The sequence below is a fragment of the Chryseolinea soli genome, from assembly GCF_003589925.1.
Taxonomy (GTDB): domain Bacteria; phylum Bacteroidota; class Bacteroidia; order Cytophagales; family Cyclobacteriaceae; genus Chryseolinea; species Chryseolinea soli.
Map to the genome: position 1 here is coordinate 3,177,494 of NZ_CP032382.1, position 12,967 is coordinate 3,190,460.

Below are 12,967 nucleotides of genomic sequence, written 5' to 3' on the forward strand. Positions count from 1 at the left end.
CGCTTGTCAAACCCCATTTATGAAAACCATCGCAGTTCCTTCGGCTGACCAAGTCAGCGACGAATCCCGTGTTCTATTGGATCAATTGAAAAAACGTCTGGGCAAGGTGCCCAACCTGTATGCCACGATGGGCTATTCGTCCCATGCATTAAAAGGATTTCTCGATTTTGAAGCAGGTCTCAACGGAGGGCAGTTCTCGGCAAAGGAAAGAGAAGCCATTGCCCTGGTCGTCTCGGAAGTAAACCAATGTGCCTATTGCCTGGCAGCCCACACCGGCCTCGCCATCCTGAGGGGCTTCTCAAAAGCGGAGACATTAGATCTCCGGCGAGGTCAGGCAAGCGATGCCAAACTGAACGCGATCTTGCAACTGGCAAAGTCCATAGCCGAAAACAAAGGACACGCAGACGAGCGCGTGCTGAACAACTTTTATGAACAGGGCTATAACGAAGCGGCGCTGATGGAGCTGACCGGTCTCGTTGCCGTGAGGGTGTATACAAACTATGTCTATGCACTCACCGCCATCCCCGTTGATTTTCCCGCTGCCGAATCTTTGCAATAAAACCCACTATGAAAAAAAACACGCTCACCATGCACGCCATGGTCCTTGAAAAGTACAACGATGAACTTGAATTCCGGGTGATGTCACGCCCCACGCCAGGCAAAGGTCAGGTCCTGGTAAAAGTGATGGCCAGTGGCCTGAACCCACTCGATCTGAAGATCACGGCCGGCAAAGCCGCGCACGCTAAAGTTTCCCTGCCCGCCATCCTCGGAATTGATGGCGCCGGCATTGTTGAAGAAGTGGGAGAGGGTGTCACCGATTTCAAACTCTTCGATGAAGTGTATGGCATGATGGGAGGTATTGGAGGCCACCAGGGAACCCTCGCCGAATACATTGTGGTCGATGCCGACCTGTTGGCGCGCAAGCCAAGCAATCTCTCCATGAAAGAAGCCGCTGCGTTGCCGTTGGTTTTTATCACGGCGTGGGAAGGTTTAGTGGACCGCGCAAAAGTGCGTGCCGGACAAAAGGTTCTCATTCACGGTGGTTCGGGTGGTGTTGGTCACATCGCCGTCCAGATTGCCAAGGCTTTTGGTGCTGAAGTATTCGCGACAGGTTCTGCCAAGGGATTGAGCTACCTCGCCACGTTGAACGCCGAGGCGATCGACTACACCACGAAGACGCCCGAAGAATACTTGAAACAATATACCGACTCCGAAGGATTTGATATCGTCTTCGATACCATCGGTGGTGAAACGCTAGACAATTCATTCAAATCTATCCGGCCCTATCATGGCCACGTGGTGAGCGCGCTGGGTTGGGGTACGCACAGCATTGCTCCGTTGTCTTTCCGGGGTGCGACCTATTCGGGCATTTTTACTTTGCTTCCGCTGCTAACCGGTAAAAACCGGCGGCATCATGGAGCGATCCTTCAGGAGGCAACGAAACTGATCGAAGCGGGAAAAATAAAACCGCTGGTCCATCCGGAGAAGTTTTCGCTGGTGGATGCCAACCGTGCTTATCGTGTCATGGAGAGCAGGAAGGGTTTGGGGAAAGTGGTTGTGGGAATTCGCGAATCCATCTTGTGATTTTTTTGCAGACGAAGGACTTTCTATTGGGCGATATACGTGTGAACACTGAATTTGATCACGCGCAAAGGTCTTGAAATTCTCGGATAAATTGTTATTTTCGATAGACAGGTCGTTAGCAGGAAGCCGTTTTTGTTGACCATCATCTCCAGGCATTCCGGTACACGGCTTGTCATCGAACCTAACCTAGATCCTATGGCTTTCGCTTGGTACAAAAGTTATCCGGCCGGTATTCCGCATGAAATCGGCGCCGTCGAGCACTACTCCATGATCGACTACTTCGATCACTACAGCCTGGTCTATAACGAAGCCATTGCCGTCGACAACATGGGCGTCACCATGACCTTTGCCGACGTGCATCGCCAGGCCACCTACTTTGCGGCATACTTGCAACACATCGGGCTGCGCAAAGGAGATCACATCGCCATACAACTGCCCAACCTATTGCAGTTCCCTATTGCATACTTCGGCGCCATCAAAGCGGGATTGGTGGTGGTGCCGACCAATCCTTTGTACACCGCGCGCGAAATGGAATTTCAATTCTACGATGCGCAGGTAAAGGCCGTCGTCATCCTCTCCACGGTAGCCAAAAACCTGGAGACCATTTTGCCGCGCACCGGCATCAAGCATGTTATCGTTACCCGCATGGGCGACAGGCTTGGGGTCATCAAAGGTACGCTCGTCAATTTCGTCGTGAAATATAGCAAGAAACTGGAACCGGACTATGCCATAGCAGGGGCTGTCAGATTCAACGACGCCCTGAAGATCGGCAGTCGCTCACCGTATCAGAAACCGGCCGTTCATATCAACGACCTGGTGGTGTTGCAATATACGGGTGGAACCACCGGCACGCCGAAGGGGGCCATGCTGTCGCACCGAAACCTGTTGGCGCAAGCCCAACAAATGAAGGACTGGCTTTTTCCGGCGATGAAGGGCAAGGGAAAAGACGTGGTCATCACGGCGCTGCCCCTCTATCACGTCTATTCCCTCATGATAAACCTGCTGGTGGGCTATTGCTGTGGAAGTAAAAACATATTGATCACCAATCCGCGCGACATTCCCAAATTCGTGCAGGAGTTGAAAAAACATAAATTCACCGTGATCAGTGGCGTCAACTCGTTGTACAATGCCCTGCTTAATCACCCCGATTTTGCTTCCGTCGATTTTTCCGAGCTGCGCATCGCCGGTGCAGGGGCCATGGCCTTGCAAGAGGTTGTTGCCACGCGATGGAAGGAAGTGACCGGCAATACGATCATTCAGGGGTATGGGCTGAGCGAGAACTCGGGCGGACTGTGCGCCAATCCTGTTGCCGGCCCTATAAAAAATGACACAGTAGGGTTACCGTTGCCAAGCACCGAACTGGGCATATTCGACGAGTCGGGTCAGCCACTTCCCCAGGGCGAAACCGGGGAGATCTGTGCCCGCGGCCCCCAGGTGATGAGCGGTTATTGGAATCACGACAACGACGACGTTTTTTTTGAAGGCAATTGGTTTAGGACGGGCGATGTGGGCGTGATGGACGAGGATGGATACTTCCGGATCGTCGATCGCAAAAAAGACATGATCGTTGTGTCCGGATTAAAAGTTTTCCCCAGCGAAGTCGAAAATGTCATTGCATCGCATCCCAAAGTTCTCGAAGTGGGTGTCATTGGCGTGCCCGATGCGCAATGCGGTGAAGCCGTAAAGGTATTCATCGTGAAACGAGAACCCTCCCTCACCAACGACGAAATCATCGCCCATTGCCGGCAAAACCTCGCCCCCTATAAAATTCCCAAACAAATTGTTTTCGTTGCGGCGCTCCCGAAGACTGCCGTTGGAAAGATCCTGCGGCGCGAACTGCGCGAAGTAGAAGCGGTTTAACCCTTTAGCCATACCGTTGGTAAAATTTCTGAACAACGCTCAAAATCTCAAATTGTTTTTGCGATTTTAGCGCATCAATTATGTGCGCCAGAGTATTTTTAATCCACAATCAAATCACGATAAACAATTTTTTATTATGGGAAAAGGAATAGTTGCCCTTTTAATGATTTTAGGAGGGGTTGGTTTTGTGGTGGTGCGTCTGATCTCCACCGCGATGAGCAAGCGATCGACACAGGCCGCGATCGACGCGATCCGGAAAAATCCTTCGAAGGCACAGGAGATAGCCGCATCGTTGGATATTCCGTATCTGAGCAAGAAAGATTTTCCGGGCGATCAGTATCAGAAATTGAAAGGGAATTTACAATCGTCAGCACAAAAAGGGGATTATAAGATACTCCATGTCGCTCCCTTTGGTGAAGATCATCTTCTCATTTTTACCATGTTGTCATTCATCGATTTCGATATCAACATGTCTGGAAAGGCAACGGATACAAAGAAGACAGCCTATCACAATTTCGTTGTGAAGTTCGACCGGGAAGACGGGTTGCAGGTGTTGTCCACGATTTATTCGGATGCAACCGAAAAATTCCAGAAGGAAGGTTTTATCACGGCGATCTTCCAAGGAGTTTAAACCTTTCGGCCTATCGTTTCCGCAAAGAAGAAGCGCGCACGATCAGCTGTGTCTTCAGGATTTCCGTCCGGGGCAGGATGGCGTCGTCTTCAATTTCATTTAACAGGAATTGAACCGTGGTTTTGCCGATCTCATCCAACGGCTGAGCCAGTGTAGTGAGCCCCGGTTCGATGAGCGCCGACGTAGGTTCGTTGCTAAAGCCTACGATCGCCAGGTCGTTGGGTATGGAGATGCCTCTGCTCTTGGCAATGAGAATGGTCTGAATGGCCGCCGGGTCGTTCACACCAAAGATGCTGTCGGGTGGAGTAGGGAGGTCCAGTAATTGCCGGGCTGCGGCTTGTGCGCTGCTTTTGGTCAGGTTGCAGTACACGATCAACTCATCGTACACCGGCAGGTTATAATCGCGAAGCGCGTCGAGGTATCCGCGGAGCCGCTGCTTGCCCACTTGTAGATTTTGAGGTCCGGCCAAATGCGCGATGCGCGTGCAGCCTTGTTGGATCAAGTGTTCTACGCCGCGGTAGGCCCCGTCATAATCATCGACCAAAACCTTCGACACATCCAATCCGTCGCAGATGCGATTGAACATCACCAGCGGGATGCCGGCGCGCTGGAATTTTTGAAAATGATCCAGGCTTTTTGTCTCCGCCGTCACCGACGCCACCACGCCGTCGACGCGGCTTGCCATGAGCACATTGGTGTTGGCGATCTCGGTTTCCAGCGATTCGTTGGATTGGCAAATGATCACGTGGTATCCCGCCGGGTTGGCCACTTGTTGTGCGCCGATGATGATATACGGAAAGAAGCTGTTGATGAACTCCGGTACGATGATGCCGATGGTGTAGCTGCGGCTCTTCGCCAGCCCCAGCGCCAACAGGTTGGGTTGATAATCCAGCTGATGGGCCATGTCCAGCACGGCCTTGCGGGTGTTTTCGTTGATGTCGGAATGTCCTTGCAAGGCGCGCGATACCGTTGATTTGGAGATCTGCAACGCGCTGGCAATGTCCATGATGGTGGTTTGATGACGCCGGTGATGATGCGTTTCCGGGGTGAGCAACGAAGGTTGTGTAAAATAATACTCACACCGCTTGCAATGATACCGCTGTTTTCCCCGCACGATGCCCGATTTGGCGATGGCATCGACCTCCCCGCATTTGTTGCATTTGATCATAGTGGTCCTCCCGGCGAACGGCCCTGACGTGGCTTCGCCATCTGAAAAATACTAAAAAAAAGTCGCCTGGGAAATGTTGGTAACGATTGAAAAAACGGCGGTGATGGATGGCCCTCACCTATCGAGAGCGGTTGCGAAAGCGTTCCCGGTACATCTTGAAACCTGATTTCAATCGTTTTCAATAATTTTTCCGCGAACACGAATTACATTTCTGCCCATAATTTCAAACCTCTATGAGAAAAAGCTTTACTACAACGCGTGTTTTCCTGCTGCTGGGATGCATGCTTTATTTGCTGGGCAGCCCGTCGTTTGCGTTTGCGCAAGGCGGATCGGTGAAGGGAAAAGTCGTCTCCGACGTCGGAGAGGTGCTGCCAGGGGTGAACGTGCTGATCAAGGGATCGTCGCGCGGCACAACGACGGATGCGGATGGACAATATACGCTGGGCGACGTGACCCCGGCCGACGTGCTGGTATTCTCTTTCATCGGCTACAAGACACAGGAACTGACCGTGGGGAACCAAACAACGCTCGACGTCACCCTTACGACCGACATGGAAACCCTGGGGGAAGTTGTGGTAGTGGGTTATGGTACCCAGCGCAAGATTGAGACCACGGGCTCCATCGCTTCCGTGAAATCCTCCGACCTCGTACAAACACCGGTGTCCAACGTAGTCCAAGGTCTCCAGGGAAGGGTGGCCGGTGTACAGATCACGCAAAACTCCGGCGCCCCGGGTGGTAACGTCAGTGTTCGCGTTCGCGGAACGAACTCCATCAATGGAACATCGGAACCTCTGTACGTCATCGACGGTATCCAGGTCGCCAACAGCGGCAACATCACCGACGTGAGCCCGCTCTCCACCATCAACCCCAACGACATCGAATCGGTGGAAGTGTTGAAAGATGCCTCCGCTACCGCCATCTATGGTGCACGGGGCTCCAACGGGGTAGTGCTCATCACGACCAAGCGCGGTAAAAGCGGAACCACCCGCGTTTCGTATGAAGGCTATTATGGCGTGCAGCAAGTGCGCAAGGAACTCGACATGCTCAACGCTGCGCAATTTGCACAACTGGAAAACGACGTTTTTAAATCACAAGTATATGCCGATCCCGCAGCCGAGGGACAGGGTGTGAACTGGCAGGACCTCATCTTCCGCACAGCGCCCATCCAAAACCATCAGTTGTCCGTGAACGGCGGAACCGATAAGACCCAACTGGCTTTGTCGCTGAACTATTTCAACCAGGACGGGATCATCATCAATTCCAATTTCAAACGCTACTCGCTGCGGCTGAACCTCGATCACAAGATCAGCGACCGAGTGAAGATCGGCACGAGCATCATGGGCAGCTACAACATCAACGCGGGCATTCCCACGGGATCGCAAACCGTGGGCGATGCCGATGTCGTAACGGGTAGCATCGTGGGTGCTGCGCTGGGTGCGCCTCCCACCTTGCGGCCCTATCGCGATGACGGCTCCCTCTATCCGTTCGGCGAACAACGCGACGGCCGCTATCGCGAAGTGACCAACCCCTTGGGATTGGCGTCGGTCAAAAATCAAACGGATATCCGCCGGTTGATGACCAATATATATGGAGAAGCCACCCTGTTGAAAGGCCTGACCTATCGCGCTTCGTTCAATGCCGATGTACAGGGGAACCTGAACAATTACTACTCGCCGCTATACATCATTGCTACAAAAGACATCAATGCCAATTCGGGCTCGGCGAAAAAGGACAATCGCAATAACCTCGTGCTCTTGCATGAAAGCATCCTCACCTACACGAAGACGTTGGCCGATGTTCACACGCTGAAATTCACCGGTGTGTTTGCTACCCAGTCGGTGCAGTACAACCAGAACACCATCAACGCCAACGGCTTCCCGAACGATGCTACTACAAACGAATTGCTGCAGATCGCAAACACGGTGTCGACCAGCAGCGTGCGCACCAAGGAGCGGCTGGATTCGTATATGGGTCGCGTGAACTACGGTTATAAGGACAAATATTTCTTCGATGTTACGGCACGTGCCGACGGCTCGTCCAAGTTTGGTGCAAACCACAAGTATGGTTTCTTTCCTGCGGCCTCTGCGGCATGGCGCATCAACGAGGAAGCCTTCATGCAAGACGCAGACTTCATCAGCGATCTGAAACTTCGGGCCAGCTTTGGTCGTACGGGGAATGCCGGGGCGATCGATCCCTACAAATCCCTTTCGCTGCAAACTACTTCGAGTCTGACTTCTCCCGGCGGCGGCGACTATCAGTTCAATCACGGGTATACAAAAGGCATCAGCCCGTCGGGCATTGCCAACCCCGATCTTCGTTGGGAAAAATCCACGCAGCTCGACATCGGTTTGGATGTGAGCTTGTTTGACGATCGCATCGGCTTTACGGTGGATGTCTATAAGAAAGACACCAAAGATCTCTTGTATGAAAAAACCTTACCCCTGTCATCCGGCTATCCGTCGATCATCACCAACCTGGGTGGGATCCAGAACAAGGGGATCGAATTATCGGCCAACGCGCGGGTGATCGATCACGGCGATTTCAAATGGAACCTTAGCGCCAACTTCACGGCCAACCGTAATAAAGTGACCGACATCGACGGCGGGGTGACCAACGAACGGTTCATCACAACCTATACCATCCTGAAAGTTGGCCAGCCGTTGGGTCTCTTCAAGACCTATCTGTTCGACGGCATCTATCAAACCGGTGAAACGATCATCCCGGGTTCGGATGGACGCATCGGCGGAACAAAAGTGAAGGACTACAATGGCGACGGTGTGATCAGTTCGGCCGACCAGGTGATCACGGGCAACCCCAACCCTAAATTTATCTACGGTATCTCGACAAATCTTTCCTACAAGAACTTTGATCTCAGCATGTTCGTCTCCGGATCGTATGGCAACGACATCTACAACGTGAGCCGCGCCTCCTTCGAAAATCCGCTGGGGCAAAGAAACTTGCTGGCCGGCGCGGCCAATCACTGGACAGCCGACAATCCCAACAACGAATATGCAAGCCCCCTCCAGGGCGGACGCCTTCCCATCACCGACCGCTTTGTGGAAAATGGCTCTTACCTGCGTTGCAAGAACATCACGCTGGGCTATCGCTTGCCCGCCATCAAAGGCATCAACAGCGCGCGGATCTATGTGAGCACGAACAATTTGTTCACCATCACGAAGTACACCGGCTATGATCCCGAGGTGAACACTTACGCCGGATCGAACACCACCATTGGTGTGGACAACCTCGTGTATCCCGCGGCCCGTTCGGTACTCGGCGGCATTCAAGTAACTTTTTAACGGTCGCGAATCCATAACAAGCATAATCTTATGAAACGCATAACGACATATTTTACTCCCGTTTGCCTGACGCTGCTGATGCTGGCATCGTGCCAGCTGGATGAGCAGGTATACTCCTCCATCTACACCGCAAACTTCTACAAGACCGGCGCCGACGCGCAGGCCGCGATCACGGCCGCATACGACCCCATCGCCGACATGTACAGCGGCCCTGCGGCCGTGTTGGTGCCTGACTTCAGTGCCGATCAAACGTATCCGCGCGCAGCTGTATCGCGCAATGCGCTGACGTTATTTACCTACGACGTCAATTACACGGCGCAACGCACGGCAGGCCGACTTTTTGAATCGCCACAACAGATCTGGATCTCTTGCTATGACGGCATCGAAAAAGCAAATTGGGTGATCGAGAAGGTGCCCGGTGCGAGCATGGATGCCGCCCGCAAGAAGGAGATCATTGGCGAAGCTTTTTTTCTGCGCGCGTTCTATCATTGGATGGCCACAAAAAATTTCGGCGAAGTGATCATCAAAATAAAACCCAGCGACGTGCAGGCAAATGCTTATGTGCCAAAGAGCGCCATCGCCGACGTGTACAAGCAGATCTATCAGGACCTCGACTCGGCGGTTGTCAAGTTGCCTACGCACACGGCTTCCCTGGTGAAAGGTCGCGCTTCAAAAGAAGCTGCGCTGGCACTGTATGCGAAAGCAGCACTCTATAATCAAGATTGGGCCACCTCGTTGTCGAAAGCCCAGGCCGTGATGACCAATGCCTATCTGATGCTGATGCCCAATGTGCTGGATATCTACGATGTAACAAAAGAAGATGTGGCACGCGTGGAAAATATCTTTGCCTTTGAATCCGAGTCCAACGCTTCGGTTTCCGGCTCCACGTCGGCGAGAAGTCACCAGATGGTGGGTCTTTGTGGCCCTCCCGGCAGCAACGGCCCGGCCTATGGACTCACCACCTTCGGATCTTTCTTCGCCTATCAGTCGTTCTTCAATTCTTTTGACCCGACCGATAAACGCCGCGCCTTACTGGATACGACCTACATTGACAAAACGGGCAAGACTGTTCCGCAGAAAAGCATCACGCCCATTACCAAGAACGGCGTGTTGGTGAAAAAATATATGGATCCCTTTTCGACCACGGGCAATACCAACAACATACCGATCTTTCGCATGGCCGATGTGTACCTCATCGCCGCTGAAGCGGAAGCGCACCTCAACGGACCAACGACAGCAGCCTATGACTATGCCGACGCTGTTCGTCATCGTGCGGGCCTGGGTGATCTGACGGCCGGATTAAGTCAACAGGCTTTCATCGATGCCGTGTTGCAGGAACGTTCATGGGAGTTCTTCGCTGAAGGCGATCGCTGGTATGACCTTACGCGCACGGATAAATTCATGACGGTGATCCCTTTAGCGGTGAGCGACTACTATCCCGTGCGCACACCACAGCCGAAGAATAAATATTTTCCCATCCCTCAGGATGAGCTCAATGCAAACACCCTGTTGACACAAAACGATCCCTGGAAATAATAGTAAGTGATGATGATTTGGGTAGAGGGTGGCAGCGCGAACAGAGGAGCTTTCCGGTTTAACCGGGTTGCTTCACTGTTCGCCTGTTGCCTTTTTGTGAGCACACTGCTGATGAATGCAAAAACGTTTGCGCAGGAAAAAACACTCTGGCTCATTGCGGGTCAGAGCAACGCCGTAGGGCAGGGCGACAGCACCCTGTCGCCGAAATGTGAAAATGACACGGCGTGGGAATATGCGTTCACCTCTGATGCACTACGTCCACTCGCCGATCCTGCAGGAGTGAAAGAACTGAATTTTGAGCGGGCCAACAACGGAAGCCTTGCACCTGCCTTTGCATCGAGGATGGTGGCACGACAGCCGTCTTCGTCTGTTGTCATTGTTTCGGCAGCGCGGGGAGGAGCGTCCTGTCATCAAAAGGCGGAGTTGAACAACTATGGAACGTGGGATACCCGCGGCAACCTGATGTTGTTCGAGGATGCAATAACAAAAGTGAAGGCTGCCGAAAAGAAGACGGCCGTCACGCTCTCGGGAATACTTTGGCTGCAAGGCGAACGCGATGCCAATGCCATCAACGATGGGAAACTGACGCCGCTGGAATATGAAGCAGCGTTGACGACCTTGATCGCGCGATTCCGGAAAGCCCTGGGAAAGGATGTCCCTTTCTACATTGTTCAAACGGGTTACTTCAAAGATCACCCCCACGAAGGCTTTGATGCCGTACGCCGCGCACAACAGAATGTTGCCGACAAAGACAAATTCACAAACGTGATCTACACGGAAACGAATCGGTTTGAGGCGAAGGGTTGGATGAAGGACCAAATTCACTATAATCAAATCGGCTTAAACCACATTGGCGCGGCAGTGGCCGACGCCCTTTCAAACTTTAAATGATCCATGAAATTGAAATACGTCGTCTTACTTATTCTCTTTTGTCCGCTCACCTTGCTGGGCCAGTCATCGAAGACAACCCTGCATGGCGAGTGGGCCTTCGCGCTCGACCCCGTTAACATTGGCGAGAAGGATTCCTGGTACACCGCCGACTTCCCGCTCACCCGGTGGGATCAAGTGACCGTGCCGCATTGTTTTTCGGTTGATCCCCGGTATCAATTGTACACGGGCTCCGCCTGGTACATAAAAAAATTCAAACAGTCGCCCGTGCCGCCAGGTCATCGCGCCTTCCTCCGGTTTGAGGCAGTGTTTTATAAATCGGCGGTATGGATGAATAACAAAAAGCTGGGGGAGCACGAAGGCGGATACACACCTTTTGAGATTGATGTTACGGATGCTTTGTCGGCGGAGAATACGCTGGCGCTGAAAGTGAACAATGCTTGGGATACGACCACCATTCCGGGTGCCAAGACGCGTGTAGTTTATGAGAACGAAAATAATGCCCAGGTTTTTCCATGGATCAACTATGGGGGCATCAACCGCGAGGTGTATCTGATCATTCGTCCAAGCACATACATCCAGCGTGTCAAGATCGTGACCGATCCGGACCTGGTGAAGAAAACCACGTTGCTGCAGGTGCGGGTTGATTTGGCCAATGCCGACGCGTCGAAAAAAATCACACCGGTACTGACGATTTACCGCGATAAGGTGAAGGTGCCGTTCAAAGGAAAACTGAAACCTGCCGGGACATCGCAAAGCACGGGTGCCCTCTGGATAGAAGGAACGCTGGCTGCCAAAGATGTTGCGCTTTGGTATACGGACGAACCCACATTGTATGAAGCCGAGGTGATAGCGGGCGCCGATACCGTCCGCACTCGGTTCGGCATTCGAAAAGTGGAAGTAAAAGGAACCAGCCTGCTGCTTAACGGCGAGCCTATCCGCATGGGCGGCTGCAACCGCCCGCTGGACTATCCACACTACGGATCAATGGATCCACAAGAAATTCTGGAAAAAGACCTCGCCCTCATCAAATCGGGTGGCATGGAGCTGTCGCGTATCAGTCACTATCCGGTGTCCACACACCTGCTGGACTGGGCTGACGAGCATGGGTTGCTCATCATCGCCGAAGCGGGGAACTGGCAGCTGACACCAAAACAAATGTCGGACCCGGTGATGCGAAAGAAATTTCAATCGCAGTTTAGTGAAATGGTCGAACGCGATTGGAATCACCCTTCTGTGTTTGCCTGGAGTGTGGGCAATGAATTCCCCTCCCAAACCGACGAAGGTAAGTCATGGACAAAAGACATGTATGCCTATGCGAAATCCCTCGACCCTTCGCGGCTCGTCACTTTCGCCAGCATGTTCGTGGCGCGTGACATCATCAAAAAGCCCGAAGACGAAGCTTCGCAGTATGTGGACTTCATCAGCTCCAACATGTACGGCAACTACCTCAGCAACCTGAAGCACATTCACGAGATCTATCCTGACAAAGCGGTTTATGTCAGCGAATTTGGTATCCGTACCGACGGTGTGAAAACAGAACAAGGCCGTGTGGATCATCTCGCAAAAGCGATGCAGGACTTCCGGCAGTGCGACTTCCTGGTGGGCGCTTCGGTGTGGACCTTCAACGACTATCAGAGCCGTTTCCCCGGCACCAATCCCAACGGCTATCGTCCTTGGGGACTGGTGTCGCCTGAGCGTGAACTGAGGGGCATGTACTATGCCTTCCAGGAAGAATTTGCGCCGGCTACCGTCGCCTTCAGGAGCGAGGGCGGTAAGCTTAGCATTACAGTGACCGCGCGAAAGGATTTTCCAAGCTACACGCTGCGTCATTACAAGCTTGCGTGTGGAAGTCAGACCTTCGACATCGCACAACTCAAACCCGGCGAGAGCAAGACGTTTACCTACGAAGGGCCGGCAGTAAAAGAAATAGCACTGGTGAAGCCCGGTGGGTTTACCGTATTGAAAAAATCAGTTCAGCAATAAAAAACGGTTGTTAAC

The 12,967-nt window shown here is 52.7% G+C and carries 9 protein-coding genes; 8 read left to right on the top strand and 1 reads right to left on the bottom strand.

Annotation, left to right across the window (positions count from 1 at the left end; genetic code table 11):
* The first annotated feature begins 19 nt into the window (after positions 1 to 19).
* The 4 genes from D4L85_RS13730 to D4L85_RS13745 all read left to right on the top strand — a co-directional run bounded on the left by D4L85_RS13730 (position 20) and on the right by D4L85_RS13745 (position 4,075).
* Entirely contained in the window at positions 20 to 559 is a 540-nt protein-coding gene (locus tag D4L85_RS13730) for a carboxymuconolactone decarboxylase family protein (RefSeq protein WP_119754835.1), read from the top strand.
* 8 nt (positions 560 to 567) lie between these two features.
* Positions 568 to 1,584 (top strand): zinc-dependent alcohol dehydrogenase family protein, encoded by a 1,017-nt coding sequence (locus D4L85_RS13735; RefSeq protein WP_119754836.1) that lies wholly within the window; start codon positions 568 to 570, stop codon positions 1,582 to 1,584.
* Positions 1,585 to 1,779: 195 nt separating this feature from the next.
* Positions 1,780 to 3,444 carry an AMP-binding protein gene (locus tag D4L85_RS13740; RefSeq protein WP_119754837.1) on the top strand — a complete coding sequence of 555 codons (1,665 nt, stop codon included), beginning with the start codon at positions 1,780 to 1,782 and terminating at the stop codon, positions 3,442 to 3,444.
* Between the two features lie 136 nt (positions 3,445 to 3,580).
* A complete protein-coding gene (locus tag D4L85_RS13745; protein ID WP_160143713.1) occupies positions 3,581 to 4,075 on the top strand; it encodes a hypothetical protein in 495 nt (164 codons plus the stop codon).
* Positions 4,076 to 4,085: 10 nt separating this feature from the next.
* On the opposite strand, the gene D4L85_RS13750 is transcribed toward D4L85_RS13745, so the two are convergent.
* Positions 4,086 to 5,243: a LacI family DNA-binding transcriptional regulator gene (locus D4L85_RS13750; protein WP_119754839.1), complete on the bottom strand. Its 1,158-nt coding sequence runs from the start codon at positions 5,241 to 5,243 to the stop codon at positions 4,086 to 4,088.
* Between the two features lie 233 nt (positions 5,244 to 5,476).
* Between D4L85_RS13750 and D4L85_RS13755 the strand changes: the two genes are divergently transcribed.
* From D4L85_RS13755 to D4L85_RS13770, 4 genes are read left to right on the top strand one after another with little or no spacing between them, the layout of a single operon-like run.
* A complete protein-coding gene (locus D4L85_RS13755) occupies positions 5,477 to 8,542 on the top strand; it encodes a SusC/RagA family TonB-linked outer membrane protein (protein ID WP_228450886.1) in 3,066 nt (1,021 codons plus the stop codon).
* Positions 8,543 to 8,572: 30 nt separating this feature from the next.
* A complete protein-coding gene (locus tag D4L85_RS13760) occupies positions 8,573 to 10,078 on the top strand; it encodes a RagB/SusD family nutrient uptake outer membrane protein (protein WP_119754840.1) in 1,506 nt (501 codons plus the stop codon).
* A 9-nt stretch (positions 10,079 to 10,087) separates the two neighbouring features.
* Complete coding sequence (locus D4L85_RS13765; protein WP_119754841.1) at positions 10,088 to 10,969, top strand: sialate O-acetylesterase; 882 nt, start codon at positions 10,088 to 10,090, stop codon at positions 10,967 to 10,969.
* 3 nt (positions 10,970 to 10,972) lie between these two features.
* Entirely contained in the window at positions 10,973 to 12,952 is a 1,980-nt protein-coding gene (locus D4L85_RS13770) for a glycoside hydrolase family 2 protein (RefSeq protein WP_119754842.1), read from the top strand.
* The last annotated feature ends 15 nt before the right edge of the window (positions 12,953 to 12,967 follow it).